The sequence below is a fragment of the Agarilytica rhodophyticola genome (assembly GCF_002157225.2).
Classification (GTDB): domain Bacteria; phylum Pseudomonadota; class Gammaproteobacteria; order Pseudomonadales; family Cellvibrionaceae; genus Agarilytica; species Agarilytica rhodophyticola.
In genome coordinates, this window is the sequence record NZ_CP020038.1 from 3,934,399 (window position 1) to 3,958,740 (window position 24,342).

A 24,342-nucleotide genomic window follows, 5' to 3' on the forward strand; every position below is an offset into this window, starting at 1 on the left:
AAGAGTACGAATAAAAAAGCGATGCTAAAAAGCTTTGTTATAGTAGTTTGTTGTAATAACAGCAATGGTTTTCGCTTGCCTTATATAATCAATTTATAAGGGCTATAATATAAGACACGACATAATCTACGTTATTAATAGAGTTTATTTTACGAGTCATATGTGAATTTGAAACGCATTGTTCTGATCATTATCGGATGGGCCTGTGTTATTCTCGGAGTCGCGGGCATATTTCTCCCTATTCTTCCGACAACACCCTTTATCCTACTTGCCAGCTGGTGTTTTGCACATTCGTCCGAACGCTTCCACACATGGTTGATACAACATCCTAAGTTAGGCCCACTCGTGCAAATGTGGCAGTCCGGCCAAGGCATACCTCGACGCGTGCGTAATCGCGCAATTTTAGCCATTGCTGTAGGCATGACACTATCGGCACTTATTGTTGGAAAATGGTGGGTCGCCGTAATGCTAGCTATTATAGGCATATCCGTCAGTTGCTACTTATTGAAATTACCTTTAGCTATAGAAGAAAGCCATTAGCTATATTGAGAAGCCCATTAGCTATATTGAAAGAGCTACTACTCACAGAATATAGAAAAAGCTTCTAGCCTACTGACATTCTTATCCGTCTTTGCCCACTCTCATTTTGTAATGTCGATTGAGATATTGCACTTGACGCGATATCGCTTTGCCAACTCTTTCTTCGACAATATCTTTTGCATTATCTTCATAGTTTTTTCGACGATACTGGTAAACATCGGCATAATATTTAAAGCTCTCCCGCCCCCAGGAAGCTGGCACAAATTTAAACCTCTGCTGTTCACTACTTTGATTATCAAGTCCGTCAAAAATATTAGGTGCAAGAGATGAGAGATCATCCTTGTCGTAAAATACGCCGAATCCGCTATCCCATAGATAATGTAAACTCATGGGACATCTTCCAGCAAAAATAGGCCTCAAACACACTCTGTTGCCTCCCAAATCTGACTTGCAAGCTGTATTTAAGCGGGTAAATGTATGCAGAGGCTGATGAATATCTTGCATGAAGTGCATTGCGAAGGCGAGTAGCAAAACTTCTTGAGCCGGACTTTCTGGATTTCTCAGGGCTCGATCAATAAGAGGCATTACCTCATACAACTGTCCACCGTTGGTAAATGCACAACGCTGATCATCTTCAGTGCTAACCGCATTATGGTAGTGCCAACGATTAGATGATTCCTTAGCAAAAGAGCCTAAAACACGCGGTAAACGTGTGTCGAATTGTTTAAATAACTGAGCGAGAGAAGTCTTACGTATCTCATCAGGCCAGCTACTCAAATTGATAAAGGTATCTCGGGGATGATTTTTACTTCCATTTATAGCATTAAACACTTTTGCAAGAGACAAGTAATATTGTTGCACTTCAGGCTCGAGCTGCTGTAACACAACTTCCCCCATCGCTCGATGTCCTTGCTTACTCCAAGCATGAACACTAGTGCAGACAACACTGGAGGCCAAATTAAACAAGAGAAAGACGCTAATATGAGAAATAAGGGAGGCGATTTTTGGCACTAACACGTTATTCAACCTTTACGATGTTTCTTAATCATATCGTAAGCCGCTTGCACTTCTTGCGAGCGCTCAGTTGCCAGCTTTACCATATCGTCAGGTACGCCACGTCCTGTGAGTTTATCAGGGTGGTATTCACTCATTAATTTACGATAGGCTTTTTTCAGTTCCCGGTCGCTAATGTCTGCACTAACGCCCAATGCTTCGTAGGCAAGCTCTAGCTCGCTGCGAATAGCACTGTGTTTACGCTGAAAATTATTGTCAAATCCACTTTGCTGTTTACGACCGTGGAAGAAATGGGTCTGAGCTTGAATCATCCCCAACAGATGATTAAAAGCATAACGCGAATACCCCACCCTATCGGCGACTTGGTATAACAACTTTTCTTCTTCCTCATGCAAAACATTGTCTGCGTAGGCCAAGGTGATAAGGTACACTAAAAAAATTTGTCGCAAATTATTAAATTTACCACAAGTGGCCATAAAGCTATCTACCGTTGCCAGAGCATCATAATCGGGCTCGGCACCGCGCTTAAACAAAACAATTGCTTCTTTACGCCCAGTCGCATCTAGCCCCATGCGGGTCATTAGCGCTTCTGTGCTATCTATCTCCTCTTGAGAGATATGGCCATCCGCTTTCGCCAGCCGGCCAAGCAAAGGAAAAATAGCCCGGAAAAAGGCTTGCTCAACCTTGGCACGCTGCCATGGGTCTTGTTTTTTTTTCGATGCGACTTTTCTGTCTATAAAGAAGCCGAGAAAAAAACCTACAACGGCGGCGAAGGGCCCAGAGGCAAGCAGACCGGCAACGACACCAAGGATTCGTCCTACATACATAATAAAACCTAGGGAGCTCTCACTAATGCAGACATATAACTTTTACTTCTGTCAGGCAACGGATGATGACAGAGCCATACGAGTAATTAAATAGTATCTCGATAACACGACAATTAAATTCCTTGGAATCACAAAAGTGTAATAAGAACTAAATAATTTACCAAAAGGTAAGTAAAGAAACAGGAAAGGCAAGTATAAGAAGACGATGAAAAGTAAATAAATAGCTGACCAAAAGATCCACTTTTACATAAACGCAGGGGCAAGGTTATTTGTTCACGATGATCGTCAACAAACAACCTAAAAATACAGCTTAAAGTGCAACAATTTCTTCGGCTTGAGGGCCTTTTTGACCTTGAGTCACTTTAAATTCAACTTTTTGACCTTCAGCCAAGGTTTTGAAACCAGAGCTTACAATAGCACTAAAATGCGCAAATACATCAGGGCCAGACTCTTGTTCGATAAAACCAAAACCTTTAGCTTCGTTAAACCACTTAACTGTACCAGTTGTCTTGTCAGACATAATAATTACCTAATTTTAAATATTATAATACCTTCAAAAGGCTTGAATAGCGAAAATAAAACGGAAATTTAAATACTACGAAAATGTGACTGTGAGGAGACATACCAAAACGAAGAATTTGAAACATGCTTTACTTTTTGAGCTAGCGCTGATGGTACAGCATTTTTATCAAAAGTAAACACAAAGCCTAGGTTATATTTTTGCTTGAGATTTTAAACTCTCATAAGCGCGGCGAATTTCGATAAATTTGTCGGCTTCGCCCCCCTTATCTGGGTGATAGCAGGCCGCTAACTCTCGATAGCGTTGACGTATCTTTTCCATGCTTGCAGAACTATCTAAGCCCAAAACTGCCAGCGCGGGCTGTCTATCCATAACCTGCTGGTAACGAGTCCAAAACTGTTCCAACAGCTGCTTGACATTATCTGACGTCGCTGAAAAAAAATTGTCATACGCCATATAGAAAGCATAGTTAGGGACATAGCGCTGCTCCTGTACAGAAGATAAATCGGTCGCGCTAGCGCCACTGTCTTCACAGCTATTTTTTAAAGTTGTATCGTTTGCTGCTGCAAGTAATACCGACACGGGCGTTATCCAGAGCGTCTTATCAGCAACACAATCGTATCTAAAATACAGTTCACATACGGCCGCTTGAGTGATAAAGAGCTTCTGGTACATAGCAACCAAAGGCTCTGTAGACCATTCATACACATGTTCAGCAGTTACCGCTTCCACCAGCGTATAGATTTTTTGCTCTTGCAGGCGGATAAGAGCATCGACAATGTCAGCCGCACGCGTAATAGCTATAGCTAGAGCATTATCGATACGTCCGTCTCCTTAACCAAGCCTAAACGTTATTCTTTGCGCCAAGTGGTGCCATCTTTGCTATCGAGCAATAAAATACCCTCTGCTTTAAGTTGACTACGAATCTCATCCGCTCGAGCATAATTTTTATCTCGCTTGGCTTGATCACGCTCCTTAATGAGCGCCTCTATCGCTGCTGCACTGTCATCACTATCCTCACCCTGAAACCAAGCATCTGGTTCAACTTGCAAAATACCTAACAAGTTAGCTAAGGCCATTAACTCACTTTTAATCGCCAGATTATCGGGCTGTTTATTCAACTCTCCAGCCAAGCGATGCAACTCACTGACGACGCGAGGTGTGGATAAATCATCGAGCAGAGCCTTGAAGCCCTCGCTTTGTTTGAGTTGTTCTAGATCATAGTCAACAGCTTCTACAACCGAATTCTTCAGCGCGCCGTAAAGGCTGTCCAGGCTGGATTTGGCCTGCTCCAATAGCTGCGCAGAAAAATCCAACTCAGATCGGTAGTGGCCTGTCAGCAAAGCAAAACGTATAGTCTCGCCATGGTATACCTCAAGTAGATCGCGAACTGTCTTAAAGTTACCGAGAGACTTAGACATTTTTTCGCCATCGATATTGATAAAGCCGTTGTGCATCCAATATTTCACATACAGCTCACCGCCGTGGGCACATTGACTTTGGGCGCGTTCGTTTTCGTGATGAGGGAAAATAAGATCGCGGCCACCACCGTGGATATCAATGGTTGTCCCCAAATGTTTTTCAATCATTGCCGAACACTCCAAATGCCAACCTGGCCGCCCTCTTCCCCACGGGCTATCCCAGCCGGGCTCACTATCGGCAGAAGGCTTCCACAAAACAAAGTCGCCAGCATGCTGTTTATAAGACGCCACTTCCACACGCGCACCTTCAAGCATATCTTCTAAAGAGCGATTGGAAAGCGCACCGTAATCTTCCATTGATGTGACATCAAAAAGCACATGCCCATCACTGACATAGGCGTGCTGCAATTGAATTAATGTTTCTACCATAGCAATCATCTCGCCTACATGCTCAGTAGCATAAGGCACGATGCTTGGACGCAGGTTATTCAGCTGCGCCATATCTTTATCATAGTGAGCGGTATATTTTTTTGAGATATCCGCTATAGCAACACCGTTATCCGCTGCCGCTTTCATAATTTTATCGTCGATATCGGTAATGTTGCGGGCATACACTACCTTTGGATACAGCACTTTTAATAAGCGAAACAAAGTATCAAAGACAACCACAGGACGAGCATTGCCAATATGCACAAAGTTGTAGACGGTGGGCCCACACACATACATTTTCACACACTCATTATCGATAGGCGTAAACGTTTCTTTTTTGCGTGTCGCGGTGTTATATACAGTTAAGTCCATTGTTTCTCTTTATGTATTTATGTATTTATCTACTGATTTATTTTATGACTTTTTACGCGTTATTTAGCTTTAGGCTTAGATCATGACGTGTAGCTGATATCATTTTTGATTCATTTTGGCCCAGCTATCGCGCAAACCAATCGTGCGGTTAAACACTAAACGCTCTTGGTTGGCACTGGAACTGTCGCGACAAAAATAACCTTCACGCTCAAATTGATAACTTTGCCCAGGAGCGGCTTCTAGCAAACCCTTCTCTCCAAGACACCTATCTAACACTTGTAAGCTGTCTGGGTTAATGTGCTCGACAAAATCTCCCTCCTCGCTATCTGGCGCTTCTGAGGTAAAGAGACGATCGTATAAACGCACCTCAAACTCAGCATGATCAGCAGCATCCACCCACTGGATAACACCTTTAGGCTTAATCCCATCTTCTGGATCTTTACCTAATGTGTTTTCAATAATATGCGCCCGTACCTCAACAATATTACCGTTGTCATCTTTGATGGCTTCATCGGCCTCAATTACGTAGGCATTTCTTAAGCGAACGCGTTTACCAATCACCAGGCGTTTAAACTTTTTATTGGCTTCTTCACGAAAGTCTTCCTGATCGATAAACACTTCGCGGCTAAAAGATAGCTCTCGGCTGGCTAAATCATCGCGATTGGGATGACCTGGAGCTGTCAGTTGTTCACGCTTTTGTTCCGGATAGTTGGTCAATACCACCTTTAAAGGACGCAACACACACATAGCTCTTGGCGCATTTTTATCGAGATCATCACGAATGGCATGTTCCAACATTGCCACATCCACTACCCCATCAGATTTAGTAACGCCAATCATCTCGCAAAATTTACGGATTGATGCAGGGCTGTAACCACGACGTCGATAGCCTGCAATAGTAGGCATACGCGGGTCGTCCCACCCATCGACAAAATTCTCATCCACCAGACGCTTAAGCTTACGCTTTGAGGTCACGGTGTAGTTAAGATTTAAACGTCCAAATTCATATTGCTGTGGCCTAGTTGGTACAGGCAAATGCTCAATAAACCACTCATACAAAGGACGGTGATCGGCAAATTCTAAAGTGCATATAGAATGGGTAATGCCTTCAATTGCATCTTCTTGCCCGTGAGCAAAATCATAAGTGGGGTAAATACACCACTTGTCTCCAGTTTGATGATGTTGTTGCTTACGAATGCGATATAAAATTGGGTCACGCATATTGATATTGCCGTGAGACATATCAATTTTAGCTCGCAAAACTCGGCTGCCTTCATCAAAATCGCCTGCCTTCATCCCTTCCAGCAGACTTAAATTTTCTTCTACACTGCGATCGCGATAAGGCGAGTTTTTACCTCCCTGTTTCAATGTTCCACGATATTCCCGCGCTTGCTCTGGTGTTAAATCACAGACATAAGCCTTACCTTGCTTAATAAGGTACTGCGCCCAATCGTAGAGAGTGTCGAAGTAGCTGGAGGCATATTTAACCTCACCATCCCAGTTATATCCTAACCAGCTGACATCACGCTTAATCGCCTCGACGTACTCAACTTCTTCTTTAGTAGGATTGGTATCATCAAAACGAAGATTACACGTGCCCTGGAAGGTCTCGGCCAAACCAAAATTCAAACATATAGACTTAGCGTGACCAATATGTAAATAGCCATTAGGCTCTGGGGGGAAACGCGTAGCTAACTGCGTCACTTTGCCAGATTCGATATCATCTTTAATAATGTGTTCTAAGAAATTTAAGGTTTTCTCTTCCGTATTCATAAATACACGGGTTCCTACTCATTTCCCTTGTTATAAGGGCTTCTATCAAAAAATTAGTGAACAACAGAGTATTAAATACTTCTGCTGACTTAATATTCAAGGTTATACGTCTTTTTTTCTCTTCTTTCTCCCCTAAGAGGTATCTTTACGCTCTATAATGTAAAGCTGATTAACACCAAGTTAATAGCTCCACCGGGGGCGTTATCATAATGTAATACGCGCGAATACACATCAAAACCCCAATAGGGATTTATCTTGTGTTTCGAAATCCTTTCAAAGGGCGTATTATAGCCGCCTCGCGGGGTCTGCACAGGCATGATTCAGACACATTCCCACAATAAATTGCGGAAAAGGTTTTTAAATGATCACTTTGCACACGAATTTCGGTGATATTAAAGTAGAACTCGATTTTGATAAGGCGCCTAAGACGGCGGCAAACTTCAAGCAGTACGCTGAAGATGGTTTTTATAACGATACAATTTTTCACCGAGTGATTGATGGTTTTATGATCCAAGGCGGTGGATTCGATGAAAACATGGAACAAAAAGAAACACGTGCTCCTATTGATAACGAAGCAGATAATGGTCTCAAGAACGATGTCGGCACCCTCGCTATGGCACGCACAATGGACCCTCACAGCGCCAGCGCCCAGTTCTTCATCAATGTAAAAGATAATGATTTTCTTAACCATCGCAGTAAAGATTCTCAAGGCTGGGGATACTGTGTCTTTGGTAAAGTGGTAGAAGGAATGGAAGCAGTTAACAAAATAAAAGCGGTAGAAACTGGCAGTTCTAATGGCCACCAAGATGTACCAGTAGATTCTGTACTAATCAAATCCGTTACCGTCGAATAGTTAGCCAAGGACTTCTTGCTTTATTATGTCGGCTGATTCCTCACCGGTATATTTTATATCCGACCTACACTTAGAAGCCTCTCGCCCTTTGATTGCGGAGGCTTTTAAAAACTTCCTTACAGATACGGCAAAGGATGCTGGCGCGATTTATATCCTTGGGGATCTCTTCGATTCTTGGTTTGGTGATGATAACAACCCTAAGTTTATTCGAGATATTAAACGCTGTATAAAAGAAACTGCCGAACGCGGTGTAAAAGTATATTTCTTACATGGCAACCGCGATTTTTTAATTGGCGAACAATTCGCTCGAGAAGCCAATCTCGCCTTGCTTGATGAATATACCTTAATTGACCTCTATGGTGAAAAGGTGCTCTTGCTACACGGCGATACCCTGTGCTCGGAAGATATAGCCTACCAAGCCTATCGCAAAAAGGTGCGCAGCGATGAATGGCAAGAGAATATTTTATCTTATCCCCTTTGGGTTAGACGATTAATTGCCGCCTATATCCGCTTCCGTAGTCGCAAAGCGAATAACAATAAAGTCAGTGAAATTATGGATGTCACCACCAGCACAGTTGCTGAGACATTCAAAAACCACCATATTAAGAAAATGATCCACGGCCATACACACCGGCCAAAAAAACACCAGCTAGAGCTAGACAATGTTCAGCACGAACGTATCGTTTTAGGAGACTGGGAGGAATTTGGTTGGTATTTAAGAGCTGATCCACAAGGACAAGAGCTGGTTCGTTTTCCCATCACGGCCACGGCATAGATTCTATACGCCATCCTTTTAGGACTACTCATTTAAAGACGACAATACGTTATGTTTTTTAAAATACCAAAACATAAAGGGTAGTTCTATTAAAGCATAGCTTATAAGCGCAAACCAAAACCAATTTATGGTAAAAAATAGCATTGTAAATTCATAATTACTGCCAAGATATAAAGTACCTGTTATAAACAGTACCACGGCAGATGCCATAAGATCATTGATGGCAATTTTATTGATATCAGCACCGCAGAATTTAGGATATACAATAAAGTAAGCCAACCCTATGACAACGAGATTGATTAGGACAACAAGTGCTTCTGGCGAATTCATAGTGCGATCTAATCCACCTGCAATGTCATTAATTTTCCACCAAAGGCAACGAAGATAACACCTGTTACAGCTTTAATGGCTTTCTGAACAAACCTATTATTTGCCATCGCTTTCATTCGCGACAAAATTAATACCATGCCGGTAAACCATATAGCGTTCATCAAGGCATGAATAGATACTAATATAAAAGCACTCAAGGTCGTACTTTCACCTAAAGGGATAAACTGAGGAAACGCTGCCAGATAAAACATGGAGACTTTGGGGTTTAATGCATTAGTAAGAAAACCTTCTAAATAAGCTTTTAGTAAGGTTCTTTTTTCTTGCCTTGATTGCACAACAAAATTATTGTCATCATTGCCGATAGCACTCCTTAGAGCTTTCAGACCAATCCATATTAAATATAATGCCCCAAGCAATTTCACTAGAAAAAATAGCTCTGCCGACTTCGTTAAAATAATGGAAATCCCCAGGATAGATAAAGCACCATGTAAATAAAACGCGCTAATAAAACCCAGCACGTTAGCAAGACCAGCATTTTTACCTGAAGTGGGTACAGTTTTAGCGATAAGCAAACCGTTAGGCCCCGGCGATACCACCAACAGTAACGCTACTGTTACAAATGTCATGATATGGATAATATCCATCTATAAGCTCCTATAATCTTGTCTGCTTACTTTAACACCACACCCTCCCTTTTAACTATTGGTTTCTTTAGTTGCCACCTAAAGACCTATGGGGAAGGTGTTGCTATAGAGCAGGAAACTTAACGTTGGTCATGGTGGTAGAAAAATCATGCTTAAAGTCATAATCTCCCTGATAAGCTAACGCGATTTTCCCACTCCAGGTAATGTTAAATATATCGCTATCCCCTATTCTTTCAAACTTTATCTTATGTTTTGCTACCGCATCATGACCTAAGAGATAAATATGGAAGATCATGTCATCCCAATCTTCAATAGCATCGGGGTCTGGATCTATTTCAAGTTCCAAGCCATCAATAAATTCAGGTGTATATTGTTCGACATCGCAAACCTTAAAACCACCTTCATCCCAGTAGTTACTGGATAGCGTGCAAGCATGAAAGTTTCCCCACACTAAAGCAGACTCCCAACTAGATGGCGGCTCTTCTTCATCGTCATCTTCGATATCTCGCTCTGCATAGTAGTCGTCAGTTTTTAAATGCAGATCAAACCAAACCTCACCGTTTTTTTCTTTCGCCAACCATTCAAACTCTATGATGGGATGGCCTTCCGGCCAGGGGTTGCCTTTAAAAAATATTCTATCGGCCACTGTATTTACTCCATTATTCACTGACAATAATAAAACCCTATAACTAGAACCTGTTAATAGGTCTGTTAATAGGTGCTATTACCATTCAAAAACCGCTAGCAGCTCGCTGGCTTCATTCTCACTATTCAAGAAAGTGCTCAGTGCTTCGATGACTTTCTTTTTAGTATCCTCAGTATAGTCACACATTTCATCATCATAACCCTCTTCACCGGCATTGAGCAGTGTTGAACCAATCACAGATAGTGCGCCGAAGGCGGTGTTGATATCAGCTGCAATAGACGCAAGATCCCATTTCCCCGCTCCATGAAAACCGAATAGCATTTCGCCAGAGGATACATCAAGAACAAAAGGGTCACCACAACATTCAGCGACTACTATCCATGTATCCTTCCAATCATTAAGCCTTTCACCGGTATTGCCATGCCAGCGATAGCCACTTTGTAGCTCCCACAATTTAAATAACGGCGGTATCGAAATAGGCTCGCGAAAACTTTCTATTTCGAGACCTATCGGCCCTATTTTTTCCGCATATGTTGGCCCCCAAGGGCCTACTTCTTGATAAAAAGATACCAATACATCTGGCAATGGAAAATCACCTTGCCAGTCTTCTGAATCTTGAGGTTTTAATTCACCCCATTGTTGAAGCATTTTTTTCAGGCTAGTGAAATCATTCATAGCTAACACATGGCTATTTTACAAATTTAACAAGTAAATTGATCCGTATTATTTGCCGCAAATTTTATAAGTAACGCTAGGATATTTTCATCCAAGTAGTAAAATTGACAATCCTGTTGCGCCCATAAGTCATTATCAAAATTATTGGTAATATGACTCAATTCCTGGAGCATCACGTCATAGTCCTGTGCGGGCGTCTTGCCATAAATGGAGATGGCATCGTCAACGATATTCTTACACCTTACGGCCCCTATCTGCTTAAGTGAATCCGATAACAGATGAGCCAGATGGCCAGAGTTGTATAAGTAGCTGCTAAAGCCTCCACTATTAAGTTGATGAAGCATATCGCTAACAGTATAAAACACCTGCTCGGGTCGGCTAAACGCTGCCGCCCCCTGTTCTGCTTGTTTTTCCATTAGCAAAGCGTATATATCTTCTTGCAGGAGGCTGTTATCGACACTATGCCGCTGAGCGATAGTTGTGAGAAAATTCCTTCTCCTTTGGCTCTGCCTGTTCGCATTTTCACTGTCTTCTTTGAGCGCAGATTTAGCAGCAGCAATACTTTGCTTAATACTTTCCATCTCTTCAACGATCTGTCGGCCAGTACGCCAGCTTTCAGGCTGGTCTTGACCTTTAAAACACGGCATGCATAAACCGCCGGTTTTTTCGATGGTTGACGGTAAAGCTTTAGCACCACAGTTTTTGCACGCAATCCGATCCATAGCAAAGTCCTGCAATAATATTTATTGATGCTTGCGATCAATATGACCCAATGTTTTTTCCGGCGCTATAACATCGCGTACACGCCTTTTCAATTCTGTGATTTCAGGAAAACCGCCCTCTTCCTTACGACACCAGATACGCTGCTCATTGGCATATATTTCGAAAATACCACCGCTGCCAGGTGCAAGGGATAGTTCATGCATATCCTCGGCAAAAGTATGTAATATCTCCTGAGCCATCCAAGTAGAACGCAACAGCCAATTACATTGTACACAGTACTTTATTACCACTTTGTTATTCATCTTTTCACCAATATAAGTGCTAGGGCCTGTTCTACCAGGGCCTAAGCACCAGAATGAAAACGAAATTCATCATCGCTTGATTCTACTAGCTCTTTATCCCTCTGCAAAAATAAAGCGATGCGATCATCTATAGCGACATTTTCTGCAGCGCCCTTATTTGCCGCTTTCTGCGCTAGGGTCAGATAGTCTTGGTAATGGCGCGCTTCCGACTTGAGCAAAGACAGATAGAATTTCTGTAATTCTTCATCTAAGTGAGGCGCTAACTTTTCAAAACGCTCACACGAACGTGCTTCTATAATAGCGCCGACAATCATGGTATCGATAAGGCGAGCAGGTTCATGGGTGCGTACAGGTTTGCGTAACTCGGCAGCATAACGGCTGGCGGTAATTTGCTGATACTCGATGCCTCGCGCCTGCATAATTGCAATAACCTGTTCAAAATGTCTTAGCTCTTCTCTAGCAAGACGAGACATTTTATTAAGCAACTCGAAATCATCCACATAGCGATACATCAAATTCAGGGCTGTTCCCGCCGCTTTTTTCTCGCAGTTGGCATGATCTATAAGTAAAATTTCAGGATGTTGCAAGGCTTGCTCAATCCAAACATCGGGTGTTGGACAAAGTAAAAATTCATGAATCTCTTTCATTGAAAAATCTTAATAAAAATACTGTTGCAGAAAATAAAGTAACATGTGTACTACTTAAAATAGCGCTCAAAATGAGCAAGGGACAGTTCGAAAAAATCTTTATCGATGGAATCTCGTAATTGGATCAAAGAATGCTTAGAAAACTCAGCATGCACTTCACAGCCGTAATCTTTCAAATCCACAATTTGTGAGGCCCCCGCCTTTAGCAAATCAAATACCCAGCAATATATATTGGCAGTTTCATCAAAACGAATATGTTGCTGTTGTATTTGCATCTTTAATTGTTTTTCGTCTAGTACGCGCACATGGGATTTCACAACCTGTGCAAGCAAACTATCGAGACGATTGACAATAGCTTGCTTTTCATCGTCACGATACGCATTCCAACGGATAATTTCATGCATGAAACGTTTGCAGCCGCGACACACGCTGTCCCCAATGCCCGTGGAACACACCCCAATGCAGGGAGATTTCACCCTTTTTTTCGTTTTCAAATGATCACTCACATTAATTTATTATCCACCTAGAAACACTTATGGTGTGCGTATTCCAGATGTTGCAGATATAAAGCGCAATTTTATTTGTTCACAAAACCAACACACAAGACAGCCAGTTATGGATACCATATCCCGGCGCTCCCCCCGTGCTAATAGGCAAACAAAGCAATAAAACTACAAAAAATAAACAACAAAACGGATTAGTATATCATTTCACAAACTAAAACTCCGTTAGATTCGTATTTATAGTGATTATAAATCTGGCGAACTTAACAGTTATATAGCAATCATGTAGAATCGTGCCGCTTAATTTTAGACGATATGTGTCAAATATTTAATTGCATGCTGACAAATGACTCTCATTCTCATTGGCAAAAGTATCATCGACTCTTGGTCTATACTTTTGCATAACCTCGGCATGCCCCCGACATGAGTTTTTCTTAATTTTTTAAGGATTTTGCTCCGTCAGTATCTGTTCATCACACTTTAGAGGAAATTACTGTGCTTGAAGCTTATCGAGAACATGTAGCACAACGCGAAGCCCTGGGAATACCTCCCAAACCCCTTAATGCTGACCAAGTTGCAGCTCTGATCGAGTTATTGAAAAACCCACCCGCTGACGAAGCAGATACATTGCTAGATCTGATGGCTAATCGTGTTCCGCCCGGTGTTGATGAAGCTGCTTATGTCAAAGCCGGCTTTTTGGCCGCCGTTGCCAAAGGCGAGACACCCTGCTCGCTCATAACAAAAGAAGAAGCAGTTAAGTTATTGGGCAATATGCACGGTGGCTACAATATAGAAACTCTGGTGGCGCTATTGGACGATAGTGAACTGGCTGCCCTTGCCGGTGAAGAGCTCAAACATACACTGCTAATGTTCGATGCCTTCCACGACGTGGATGAAAAAGCTAAGGCGGGTAATGAAGTGGCAAAAGCCGTCATCCAATCGTGGGCTGATGCGGAATGGTTTACCAAACGAGATGAGGTGGCAGAATCGATCAAAGTCGCTGTTTTCAAGGTAACAGGGGAAACCAATACTGATGATCTTTCGCCAGCACAAGATGCCTGGTCTCGTCCCGACATCCCCCTACATGCCCTGGCTATGTACAAAATGACTCGCGACGGTCTTGAACCTTCAGAGCATGGCGTGACCGGACCATTGGCACAAATTAAAGCGGCACAAGATAAAGGCTACCAAGTAGCATTAGTAGGTGATGTTGTTGGTACAGGTTCTTCACGTAAATCTGCGACTAACTCAGTACTTTGGTATTTTGGTGAAGATATTTCTGGCGTCCCCAATAAACGCGGTGGCGGTATCTGCATTGGTGGCAAGGTTGCACCTATTTTCTATAACACTATGGAAGATGCTGGCGCCTTAGTATTTGAAGCCCCTGTAGATAAATTAGGCATGGGTGATGTGATCGAAGTCCGCCCTTACGACGGTAAGATTCTAAGTGAATCAGGTGAAGTTTTATCAGAGTTTGAACTGAAGTCCGACGTGTTACTTGACGAAGTTCGTGCTGGTGGACGTATCAATCTTATTATTGGTCGCGGCTTAACCGCAAGTGCCAGAGAGTCTCTAGGCCTTGCCGCTTCCGACCTATTCCGCCAGCCACAATCCCCTAGCGATTCAGGTAAAGGCTATACCTTAGCGCAGAAAATGGTTGGCCGAGCATGTGGTTTAGCCGAAGGACAAGGTGTTCGTCCTGGCACATACTGCGAACCTAGAATGACCACAGTGGGATCGCAAGATACCACCGGCCCAATGACACGAGATGAACTAAAAGACCTGGCTTGCCTGGGCTTTTCTGCTGACCTAGTTATGCAATCATTTTGTCACACCGCTGCCTATCCTAAGCCTGTTGATATTGATACTCAGCATACCCTACCTGATTTTATTATGAACCGTGGCGGCGTATCTTTGCGTCCGGGCGACGGCATTATCCATTCTTGGCTAAACCGTATGCTATTGCCCGACACTGTCGGTACTGGCGGTGACTCTCATACGCGCTTCCCAATGGGCATTTCTTTCCCAGCGGGCTCGGGCTTAGTCGCCTTCGCGGCAGCTACAGGTGTTATGCCACTGGATATGCCAGAATCCGTGCTCGTTCGCTTCAAAGGTGAAATGCAGCCAGGCATCACTCTGCGTGATTTAGTCCATGCGATTCCATATTACGGTATCAAACAAGGACTACTTACTGTTGAGAAGAAAGGCAAGAAAAATTTCTTCTCAGGGCGAATTCTTGAAATTGAAGGCCTCGATAGTCTTACGGTTGAGCAAGCGTTTGAATTGTCCGATGCTTCCGCTGAGCGTTCAGCGGCAGGTTGTACTATTCAGCTTCCCGAAGAGAAAATTGCTGAGTATCTAAAATCCAACATCACCTTGTTACGCTGGATGATCAGCGAAGGTTACGGTGATGCCAGAACACTTGAACGTCGCGCAAGTAAAATGGAAGCTTGGTTAGCTGAGCCTTCTCTGCTAAAAGCCGATGCCGATGCCGAATATGCAGCCATCATTGAAATCGATCTTGCTGAAGTGAAAGAGCCTATTGTCTGTGCACCCAATGACCCAGATGATGCCCGCCTTCTTTCTGAAGTGGCAGGCGATAATGTTGATGAAGTGTTTATCGGCTCATGTATGACTAATATTGGTCACTTCCGTGCGGCAGGTAAATTATTTGAAGCTGTTCCCGGCGCCCTTAAGACACGCTTTTGGATGTCACCTCCCACAAAAATGGATGCTCATACGTTAATGGAAGAAGGCTACTACAATATTTATGGTGCCAAGGGTGCGCGCATGGAGATGCCCGGCTGCTCCCTATGTATGGGAAATCAGGCGCGAGTTGCGGATGGTGCTACAGTCTTGTCCACCTCCACAAGAAACTTCCCTAATCGCCTCGGAGCCGGTGCGAATGTTTATCTGACCTCTGCCGAATTAGCAGCTGTGGGGGGTATTTTAGGTAAGCTTCCCTCTCCTGAAGAATATCAACAATATGCCTCCAAAATTGACTCAATGTCGGATGAGATCTTCCGCTATATGAGCTTTGACCAAATCGAATCCTTCCAGCAAGGTGCCGAAGAAGGTCAACGCATCGCGGCGGTTGAAATAGAAGAGGTTAAAGTGTAAGACATTTGCTAGAGCCTTTTTTATTCCGAGGCTCTACGTGATAAGGGATCTCAGTACTAGGTGCTTATCTACTAGATCCCTGCCTACTAAATTCCTACCTGCTAGGCCCCTAAATACAAAATGTTAAACACTAAATAAAAGAAACGATATTTTTTGTCGCTTATTATCGCCAATAGTCTGAATATAGTATAAAGTTAAAGAAGAGATGACACACAAAAGCCCTATAAAAATAGGGCCTTTTATATCCAGAGCCACTCACTGCAAAAACGTAACTCTGGGAATAAACTACCTGACTTTCTGAGGCTTTCAGAACAGCGATAACTGAACAAATTATATGCCAGTCAAAAAATATCAGTGCCAGCAATGTGGCTATAAGGGCTCACAACTATTACAGGGAAAGTGTCCTGCTTGCGGTGATGCGAATATTGAAAATGTTTTAAAAAACCCTCCTGCCGAAAAAGAAGCTTGCCCGATCCGAATGCTTCTACTGATTACACTCTGGTGTATTCTATTGTACAAAGGCTATACTATTCTTATCGCCTAATTAGATTTTTTAATCGACAGCTCTTATCGACCGATGAAATAGAAACTCTTGTTAACGATCAACCTCAAGCGGCAAACTAAAAGTAAAACAACTACCAACACCCAGTTGGCTTGAAATAGACACTTTGCCACTGTGCATGTCAATAATTTTACTGACAATTGATAGCCCAAGGCCTATACCTTCATAAGAAGTAGAGCGTGTACTCTCAGCTTGAGTAAACATTTCAAATATACTGTCTATATCCTTATCAGCAATACCACAACCGGTGTCCTCTACTGATATACAAATGTAATCGTTTTTAACCGCCCCCGAAAGAACGATACTCCCCGCCTTAGTAAACTTAAGTGCATTGCTAACAAGATTAACGATGACTTGCTGGATACGCTCTTTATCAGCGTAAATACGCGGTAAATCATCATCTAATCGATTATAAATTTTTACATTACCAGTACGGCCAAGGTATTTACTTTGGGCTTCGATACCAGGCATAACTTGAGCTACTAGCTGCGAGATAGAAGTATAAGAAAAATTCATACGAAGATCATTACGCCGAATCATCGCACTATCCATGAGATCATTAATCAATAACTTCATCCGTTGAATCCCCCCCTCCATCAACACTAATTTATCAATATTGTAAGGATCTATATGGGGCATACCCTTTAAGTCTTCTAAAATAACGCTAGCTAGACCCTCAACAGCACTTAAAGGATTTCTCAGCTCATGGGAAACCATAGATAACAAGTTATCTTTAATAATATCATGCTGTAAGAGTTCATTATTTTTATCGCGAATTTTATTGTTGGCAATTTTTAATTCGTCATTCTGATGGCTAATGGTCATTAAGTTATCGTAGGCACGCAGATAAGAGATCATCCTATGCTTCAAGCGTAAACTTGTAAGTTCCGTCTTGGCTAAATAATCATTAATCTCATACTTTAACAACACCTCATGCTCCGGCGCGATACTTTGCTGACCGGTTCTTAGCACCAGTTGTATATTGGTATTTTTCATCTCAGATCGAACGAACTGCACAAAATCCAAGCCTGCCGTATCCTTTTCCATAGTACAGTCAATAAGCGCTACTGCCGCTTCGGAGAAACGCATATAAAGTTTTTTAGCAGCCGCTAAAGAAGTGGCACATTTTATATTGAGCGTTTTATTCCTAAAACGAAAACGCTTCAATACGTTGCAGGTGACGTCTAGAACCGATTGATCATCATCTATTACTAAGATTACCCATTCCGATTCACGATCAATACTGTCTCGTTGAGTGATACTAGAGCCTTGTGTAATCGTCACTGTTCTATTCGCATTTTGCATCTTAATCTACCACTTCATTTTTATTGCTAGTAGGGATATCAATAACAAATAGTGTTCCCATATCGGGTTGACTACGTACATCTATTTTACCGTGCAACTTCTTAGTAACAATATTATATACAATGCTCATTCCTAAGCCTGAACCTCGATGACCACGTCCTTCGCTACACGAAGTAGTACCACGTGTTGTAAAAAAGGGATCAAAGATTTTGGTCACAACATCACTTGTCATGCCTTTACCATCATCAGAATAATAAATCGTCACCAAATCATCTGCTTGAATAAGTTTAATGGTGATAACACCTTGCTTGTCACTAAGCTTATGGCCACTGTAGCCATGCAAAATTGAATTCATGATAAGGTTAGTGAAAACTTGTGAAAATTCGCCAGGGTAGCTGTCTAGAGCAATATTCTTTTCGCCTGTAATAGCAATGGAAATATTGGATTGCTTTAGAATTGGGCGAAGACCAACATGAACAATATTTTCTTCCAGGTATTGCCTTAAATTAAAGTATCGCCGCTCATAAGATGATTGATCTACCGCGGTCTCTTGCAAACGCTCAACTAAGTCAGCGGTTCGACGTAATTCGTTTAACACAGAATTGATACTAGAGATGCCATCCCTACTAGGCTCAGTGATTTGATCAATGGATATTTCACCAACATTAACGGCATCAATAATATTATTAAACTCCTCTTTGGCATGAGAAGCCGCAGTAATCGCAGTACCTACAGGTGTGTTAATTTCGTGAGCAACACTTGCCACAACCATATTCAAAGAAGCCATCTTTTTAGCGTTTAACAACTTATCATGGGTTTTTCTCAAGGTAATATTTTTTTCTGCAAGTTGATAGGCATTCCAATAACCATATGCAGAAATAATGCCTGTGAATACCAAACAGGTCATAAAGTAATACAGGCCTGTAATCAGGTCTGCCGATACCACATTATGGGGAAACAGAGAAAAACGAACAAAAGCGACTAAAATAACCACAAGTCCGGGTAGCACTGTGTGCCAAAATCGCCATAACATAATCACCGATGCTCCCCAGAAGATCGTCGAGAATCCTATGAGATACTTCACAAACGAATCGGTCCACAAAACCATCAAACCAATATCGAGAATTAATAGTAGATAGTGAACTATCGCCCATTGTCTGTGTTTGTCGCGGAAAAACTGACGGTGAAAGTTAGCGGCACATAAAAGGGTTAAAGGCGTGTAGATCGCCCGCAGTGTCAGAAAAACCCATAGGTTCTTAAAATCAATAAAAACATCAAAGACGCCCCATACAGCAACTAGAATAGCCGTTGTATACATATAAATTCGTGTCCGCTTCCATGTTTGCTCATCAAATTCTTCGACAACATCTGGATCTTCACGAAAAAAAAGTATTGACCACAAAATACCGCTCTTTTTTTGTGCGCCATCTTGATAATTCATGCGACAGTCTCAATATACTCTTATTAGGATCTGCTAAATAATAACTTAACAGACTCCAACAAAACGGCCAAACCTATACGACAATTGACATTGTACTGCCACAGTCTCCTTACCTACTTCATCATTGCCTATAAGCTCGGCCAACAAGCCATTAGCTTGCTTTTTAGTTCAGCCAATACTGCCTCTAGGTGGCAAGCATATGCAATACTTTGCTGTCTTAATCAGCCTACTGCTTTATACACCGCACCAACATATTGACGCCTTCTGGCTCAAAGTCTACCGTTACTTTACTATCGGCAAAAGCACTTTGGGAAAACAAACGCCGCATGTCTTCTTCGGTACGATAAATAAGCTTCCATTTTAATAAATGATCTAAAAAGATTCTTGAGTCGCATGAGGTATGAAAATTCCCTATCACAATCTCACCCCCAGGCTTCAACATCTCATATAAAATATTAATTATTTTTACGGTAGCCCTGTCTTTGAAGTAATCAATTAGCCCCATAGAATAGACAAAATCTTGCTGGCGCATTGCAGAAGGTGGTGGCGTGAGCTTGAGAATATCAGCAGTACTTGTTGAAAAATAATGAGTCAGATAATTTTCCTGAATTCTATCATCGACCGAAGCGCAAGCACGTTTATCTTTATCTAAGCCAACAACTTTTAACCGCTGCCTATTTTCTTTACCCAGTAAACTATAAGTATTAAAAATTTCTTCCGCAGGGCCACAGGCAATACTAGAAACATAGGTTGTTTCATTACCATTTTTTAATACTTTTTCCATGATCTTATTTTCAATATATCGTTTTCTATTTTTTACTGCCTTACACGCTGGCTCCTGAAAAAAACAATAATTGACTGCTCTTCCTAAACTAGATTTTTCCTGACCGCCATCAGAGTAGATTTGCTTAATTGTGTAATGGTCTCCCGCTATACGTTGAGGTTTTTGTAAGCTACGAGAAGGCCATGTACCAAGCAAGCAAAACGATACAAATTCTTGGTGCATCCAGTCGCCAACAATTATTTTTTGATCACTACTAAAGCGGTCGGTGTGATAAAGGTTTGAATTCACATGAGATAATATACTGCGAAAAGCCTGCTGCATTTTTTCCAACAAACTTATATCCATTTGTTCGTTGTTATTTGATATTTTTACAACTTCTGAGAATAGCGCTTTAAATGAATATAAAGGCGTACGCTGATAAAGCTCGTCAATAAACCCTTGTAAAAAATACATTTGTGACGGATTTAGCATAGGAGTTGAGCTAATAAATTGTTCGTTATTGCCGTATATTTTTTCGTTTTTCATAATTTAATTAAGTGCAGTAAGTATTGGAAGAAAATAGATATGACCAAAATAAAATGTTAATTTTTTGACCCTATCTATAGCCGAAAAAATATCTTAGCACTCGAAATATGAATGACACTTAAGTAGAATAAAAAATTTTTAATATTATTTAACTCGTTAACATATTGTTAATTGTTTTTACATTTTTACAAAACAAAAAAATAACATCACACAAATACAATGCCGAAAAAGCGCTTTAAATGTCACACTTTGTTACAGAATAAAAGACAAATCTGGTTACCCTAGATTGCGAAGCTGTCTTTATATTGAAAAGCAATTAAAACTGAATAGAGTTATCCAAATGACTGGATGGTAGGTAAGTATATTGAGCCCTTTTAGAAGGGCTTAGAATTTAAATTATCGCTTTTGTAGTTTTACAAAGCGATTGGTTTAAAACGATAAGGTATTATCCTTGAAAAAATAAAAAGCTAGGCCACACTAACATCGTCGGTATATGATTCTTGCCATGGTGATACAACAAGTTTTGCTTTGGCGAAGCTCATCGCTGAAGATAGAATGTTTAGCTTAATATTTTTGTTATCGCTAAGACGATAACAGCTGGCAAAGCCAAAGGTATCAGCAAGATTCTCCAGCTCATCATTTTCTTTCAATTCACAATTGGTTGGAAATTCAAAAACAATATATTGATCTTGGCCCACAAATGCTGCTGCAAGTCTACTAGACATATTTACAAAAACAATTTTGCCTTTCATACAATGCACTCTTTATTCTTTTCGATATATTAAGAACACTATAGCGCGTTGCCGTAGAATGACATGTCAGTCTAATCTGAAACTTTTGTAGGAAATTGACGATAAGAACGTAGGAAAGCAGCTTAACTGTCAGCGACATTCGTCACATTTATGATTTTTTTAGCATTTAATGGCTAAAGGCATACCTTTCATTACAACTGAAATGACATCTTTTGGTCAGATGTCACTCCAATGATCGATGGCATCAACGCAAGTGTCCACAAGCCCAATTAGGAAGCTTCAGGTCTCAGTAGATCTCATTAAGCTAAAAAAAGACTCTTGGCAGAAACTCTTTCAGTTTTTGCCAAGAGTCATCGTCAGCTTGTTGATCGTACTTAAGCGGTAATTCAAACTTTTCACCTAAAGCATCCGCACCAGGGTTAGTAAAGGAATGCAGTGCACCAGGGTAATCAACAAACTCGTAAGTCACACCCGCGACGTTCATCTCCTGTTGAAATTGTTGCTTTTGTTCCGCCGTTACAAAAGGGTCTTCGGCACCATTAAGCACCAGCATGGGAGCAATCGATGACTGGCGACTCGAATCGATTGGTACCAGACCGCCTAAGCCACCGTGAAAACTTGCCACACCTTTTAAAGGTTTGCCCATACGCGCCATATTCATGACCACGGCACCACCAAAACAATAGCCAATAGCGGCAATATTATTCGGATCTGAAAAATAGTTTTTCTGTAATATCTCTACTGCCGCATCAAAACGAGCCTCGGCAAGCGCTGTTTTAGTGCCGACCTGTTCCATAAACTTACCTGCATCTTGGGGGTGCTCGGCAAGCTTACCATCACCATACATATCAAGCGCAAATGCCACGTAGCCCTCTTTTGCAAGCATCTTGGCCCGCTCGCGAGCGTAGTCATTGTGCCCCCACCATTCATGCACAACTAGCACTCCGGGCACAGGGTCCAGTAGACCTACTGGATAAGCAAGAAAGCCATTTAGTTCTGTTCCATCGACCTTATAGCTAACATCCTGAGTTTTTATAAGATCTAAAGGCTCAGACTCGGCGATAGCTTTTAGCGAGGCTAAGCCTTTTTCATAGTCTTTGCTCAACATATCTTCCACAGCCAAACCAAAATATCGGGCAATAATATTTTGATGCACAGTATGAAAACTCCAAGTGATAGTGGTTGTAGATCCTTTCTCGACCAAATCATAACGGGCATCTCCAGCACCAGCCTGCCCGAACAGGATACTCATTGCTGCACTAGCATTGGGGTTGTATCCGGTCATTGTCATAGAACCGGATCCAACTTGACTATTACCAGACCATGAACGTACAGAGCCAACGCCTAGATCAGGCCCTGAAAATCGTACACGAATGTTAGGATCTTTTTTTGACCACGGATCCCAACGGCTAAATTCTCTTAAATCACTAACCAGATGAAATACAGTTCCTATAGGCGCATTGATATCGATACTCCGTTGTAATTGGGTTTGCTTCGGTAATAAAGTACCAAGCGCAAAAAACAAAACAGGTACGGCAATAACAAAGGCAATAATAATTTTAAATGCTTTCACATCCCCCTCCATTAAAAACTCATTAGATAGCAAAGCAGTGTAACAAATTTGCGGGCTATGTTGATCCCAGCTGAAAATTGCTTGTATCAGAATAGATCAAGCAGACTTTAAGAGGTTTAATTTTGCGAAGAGAAAAAGGCTTCAACAGCATCGCGCTCCCACATGGTGTCTTGATAGCCAAGCTCCATAAGTTCATCGCAATACTCGTGAGAAAACAACAGATAACTTGCCGCAGCCGACCCCCCTCCTTTGGCTGTCGCACCAGATTTTCGCATAAAAAAACGCATACTCGGCGGCATATTACGAATACGTCGGCCCGCTATTTTATCTAATGGCTTCGAGGGAGAGATAATCAAAGTTTCTACTGGACGCAGATGATAGGTATTTTCACAACGCTCTTGATCGGCAAGCTCAAGCAACTGATTGACACGTTCAAGATGTTCAATATCACCTTCTAAAGCATCGATAAAGACACTGTTAAACACCTGGCCCATAATCTGTCCTACAGAGGGTGAGCGCTTGGGCTGAGAGCGTTTAAATTTCCATAAATTGCGAGCATGACGATTGCCACTGACACCAATAATAAATACCCGGTTTGCTCCTAAGTGTAAGGCTGAACTGATAGGCGCCATTTGTCGCATAGCCCCATCGCCAAAATATTCCTGACTCAGTCGCACAGTGGGAAATATACCGGGTATCGCGGATGATGCCAGTAGATGATCAACCGTAATTTTCGCCGGTGTACCTACCCTGCGATAGCGGCGCCAGCCTCTCAAAGATGGGTCGCCCTGAAAAAAGTTAACAGATTCACCAGAATTATACCCCAAAGCAGTAATCGACAGCGCTTTAAGATCACCAGCATCAATCCTATTTTGTAGGTTATCAAAAGGAATAACAGCCATTAATAATTCACGCAAAGGCGAGTTATCAAGCAAAGCTACCGGGTTTTCACGCCCCACACCTTCGTTAAAAAGTGAGGCCACTACCTTTGCCGCACCACCAATTTGGGCGCGCCAACCCACTCTAAATACCTGCTCAATTTCAAGATTGCGCCAGATTTTTGATAAATCTCTCACCGAGCGACGAAACTGGCCGGAATGGGCAGCCAAACCTGTGGCATTGATGGCACCTGCTGAAGTGCCACATATAATAGGAAACGGATTGTGTAAACTTGGTAGAATATCAGACAGCGCCTGTAAGACGCCTACTTGATAGGCTGCACGAGCACCGCCACCTGATAAAATCAGCGCATTTGTCGACATTAACTTCTAAATTCCAATGCAAAC

The 24,342-nt window shown here is 41.9% G+C and carries 24 protein-coding genes and 2 pseudogenes; 5 read left to right on the plus strand and 21 right to left on the minus strand.

Features of this window, described 5'->3' with window-relative positions:
- The first annotated feature begins 162 nt into the window (after window positions 1–162).
- Entirely contained in the window at window positions 163–540 is a 378-nt protein-coding gene (locus BVC89_RS16465) for a YbaN family protein (protein WP_086932241.1), read from the plus strand.
- 81 nt (window positions 541–621) lie between these two features.
- Here BVC89_RS16465 and BVC89_RS16470 read toward each other — a convergent pair whose 3' ends face one another.
- The 6 genes from BVC89_RS16470 to BVC89_RS16495 form a co-directional block, all read right to left on the minus strand.
- Window positions 622–1,557 (minus strand): S1/P1 nuclease, encoded by a 936-nt coding sequence (locus BVC89_RS16470; protein ID WP_158657990.1) that lies wholly within the window; start codon window positions 1,555–1,557, stop codon window positions 622–624.
- 5 nt (window positions 1,558–1,562) lie between these two features.
- Window positions 1,563–2,381 (minus strand): co-chaperone DjlA, encoded by an 819-nt coding sequence (gene djlA, locus BVC89_RS16475; protein ID WP_086932243.1) that lies wholly within the window; start codon window positions 2,379–2,381, stop codon window positions 1,563–1,565.
- Between the two features lie 310 nt (window positions 2,382–2,691).
- A complete protein-coding gene (locus BVC89_RS16480; RefSeq protein WP_086932244.1) occupies window positions 2,692–2,901 on the minus strand; it encodes a cold-shock protein in 210 nt (69 codons plus the stop codon).
- A gap of 192 nt (window positions 2,902–3,093) precedes the next feature.
- Complete coding sequence (locus BVC89_RS16485; RefSeq protein ID WP_216824995.1) at window positions 3,094–3,633, minus strand: J domain-containing protein; 540 nt, start codon at window positions 3,631–3,633, stop codon at window positions 3,094–3,096.
- Window positions 3,634–3,752: 119 nt separating this feature from the next.
- Complete coding sequence (cysS, locus tag BVC89_RS16490) at window positions 3,753–5,123, minus strand: cysteine--tRNA ligase (protein ID WP_086932245.1); 1,371 nt, start codon at window positions 5,121–5,123, stop codon at window positions 3,753–3,755.
- 99 nt (window positions 5,124–5,222) lie between these two features.
- A complete protein-coding gene (locus tag BVC89_RS16495) occupies window positions 5,223–6,896 on the minus strand; it encodes a glutamine--tRNA ligase/YqeY domain fusion protein (RefSeq protein ID WP_086932246.1) in 1,674 nt (557 codons plus the stop codon).
- Between the two features lie 361 nt (window positions 6,897–7,257).
- Between BVC89_RS16495 and BVC89_RS16500 the strand changes: the two genes are divergently transcribed.
- Window positions 7,258–7,749, plus strand: coding sequence for a peptidylprolyl isomerase (locus BVC89_RS16500; protein ID WP_086932247.1), 492 nt, complete (start codon window positions 7,258–7,260; stop codon window positions 7,747–7,749).
- 25 nt (window positions 7,750–7,774) lie between these two features.
- Window positions 7,775–8,497, plus strand: a pseudogene (locus BVC89_RS16505) (UDP-2,3-diacylglucosamine diphosphatase); the annotation flags it as partial.
- Here BVC89_RS16505 and BVC89_RS30730 read toward each other — a convergent pair.
- From BVC89_RS30730 to BVC89_RS16545, 9 genes and pseudogenes are all read right to left on the minus strand, one after another.
- Window positions 8,476–8,556 (minus strand): annotated as a pseudogene (locus BVC89_RS30730) (hypothetical protein); the annotation flags it as partial. The pseudogenes BVC89_RS16505 and BVC89_RS30730 overlap by 22 nt on opposite strands.
- Window positions 8,549–8,854 carry a hypothetical protein gene (locus BVC89_RS16510; RefSeq protein WP_086932249.1) on the minus strand — a complete coding sequence of 102 codons (306 nt, stop codon included), beginning with the start codon at window positions 8,852–8,854 and terminating at the stop codon, window positions 8,549–8,551. The pseudogene BVC89_RS30730 and the gene BVC89_RS16510, both read right to left, overlap by 8 nt.
- A gap of 8 nt (window positions 8,855–8,862) precedes the next feature.
- Window positions 8,863–9,498 carry a LysE family translocator gene (locus BVC89_RS16515; protein ID WP_086932250.1) on the minus strand — a complete coding sequence of 212 codons (636 nt, stop codon included), beginning with the start codon at window positions 9,496–9,498 and terminating at the stop codon, window positions 8,863–8,865.
- A 103-nt stretch (window positions 9,499–9,601) separates the two neighbouring features.
- On the minus strand, window positions 9,602–10,144 hold the full coding sequence (locus BVC89_RS16520; protein WP_086932251.1) for a hypothetical protein: 543 nt from the start codon (window positions 10,142–10,144) through the stop codon (window positions 9,602–9,604).
- Between the two features lie 78 nt (window positions 10,145–10,222).
- A complete protein-coding gene (locus tag BVC89_RS16525) occupies window positions 10,223–10,819 on the minus strand; it encodes a hypothetical protein (protein ID WP_086932252.1) in 597 nt (198 codons plus the stop codon).
- A gap of 26 nt (window positions 10,820–10,845) precedes the next feature.
- Window positions 10,846–11,541, minus strand: coding sequence for a DMP19 family protein (locus tag BVC89_RS16530; RefSeq protein WP_086932253.1), 696 nt, complete (start codon window positions 11,539–11,541; stop codon window positions 10,846–10,848).
- Between the two features lie 21 nt (window positions 11,542–11,562).
- Window positions 11,563–11,844 carry an Rdx family protein gene (locus BVC89_RS16535; protein ID WP_086932254.1) on the minus strand — a complete coding sequence of 94 codons (282 nt, stop codon included), beginning with the start codon at window positions 11,842–11,844 and terminating at the stop codon, window positions 11,563–11,565.
- Window positions 11,845–11,885: 41 nt separating this feature from the next.
- Window positions 11,886–12,491, minus strand: a complete 606-nt coding sequence (locus BVC89_RS16540) for a MiaE family protein (RefSeq protein WP_086932255.1) — start codon at window positions 12,489–12,491, stop codon at window positions 11,886–11,888.
- A 50-nt stretch (window positions 12,492–12,541) separates the two neighbouring features.
- On the minus strand, window positions 12,542–12,997 hold the full coding sequence (locus tag BVC89_RS16545) for a DUF1289 domain-containing protein (RefSeq protein ID WP_342752184.1): 456 nt from the start codon (window positions 12,995–12,997) through the stop codon (window positions 12,542–12,544).
- A gap of 492 nt (window positions 12,998–13,489) precedes the next feature.
- Between BVC89_RS16545 and acnB the strand changes: the two genes are divergently transcribed.
- Both acnB and BVC89_RS30735 read left to right on the plus strand, forming a co-directional pair.
- Window positions 13,490–16,114 (plus strand): bifunctional aconitate hydratase 2/2-methylisocitrate dehydratase, encoded by a 2,625-nt coding sequence (gene acnB, locus BVC89_RS16550; protein ID WP_086932256.1) that lies wholly within the window; start codon window positions 13,490–13,492, stop codon window positions 16,112–16,114.
- Between the two features lie 334 nt (window positions 16,115–16,448).
- Window positions 16,449–16,658, plus strand: coding sequence for a hypothetical protein (locus BVC89_RS30735; RefSeq protein ID WP_086932257.1), 210 nt, complete (start codon window positions 16,449–16,451; stop codon window positions 16,656–16,658).
- Window positions 16,659–16,709: 51 nt separating this feature from the next.
- Here the strand turns inward: BVC89_RS30735 and BVC89_RS16560 are convergent, their stop codons facing one another.
- The 6 genes from BVC89_RS16560 to BVC89_RS16585 all read right to left on the minus strand — a co-directional run bounded on the left by BVC89_RS16560 (window position 16,710) and on the right by BVC89_RS16585 (window position 24,318).
- The gene (locus BVC89_RS16560) at window positions 16,710–17,981 is read right to left on the minus strand and encodes an ATP-binding response regulator (RefSeq protein WP_086932258.1); all 1,272 of its coding nucleotides are present in this window, start codon (window positions 17,979–17,981) and stop codon (window positions 16,710–16,712) included.
- A gap of 1 nt (window position 17,982) precedes the next feature.
- Entirely contained in the window at window positions 17,983–19,422 is a 1,440-nt protein-coding gene (locus BVC89_RS16565) for a sensor histidine kinase (protein ID WP_086932259.1), read from the minus strand.
- 226 nt (window positions 19,423–19,648) lie between these two features.
- A complete protein-coding gene (locus BVC89_RS16570; RefSeq protein WP_086932260.1) occupies window positions 19,649–20,731 on the minus strand; it encodes a class I SAM-dependent methyltransferase in 1,083 nt (360 codons plus the stop codon).
- 467 nt (window positions 20,732–21,198) lie between these two features.
- Window positions 21,199–21,483: a hypothetical protein gene (locus BVC89_RS16575; RefSeq protein ID WP_086932261.1), complete on the minus strand. Its 285-nt coding sequence runs from the start codon at window positions 21,481–21,483 to the stop codon at window positions 21,199–21,201.
- A 304-nt stretch (window positions 21,484–21,787) separates the two neighbouring features.
- The gene (locus BVC89_RS16580; RefSeq protein ID WP_158657991.1) at window positions 21,788–23,056 is read right to left on the minus strand and encodes a dienelactone hydrolase family protein; all 1,269 of its coding nucleotides are present in this window, start codon (window positions 23,054–23,056) and stop codon (window positions 21,788–21,790) included.
- 116 nt (window positions 23,057–23,172) lie between these two features.
- Window positions 23,173–24,318, minus strand: coding sequence for a patatin-like phospholipase family protein (locus tag BVC89_RS16585; protein WP_086932263.1), 1,146 nt, complete (start codon window positions 24,316–24,318; stop codon window positions 23,173–23,175).
- Window positions 24,319–24,342 lie beyond the last annotated feature (24 nt).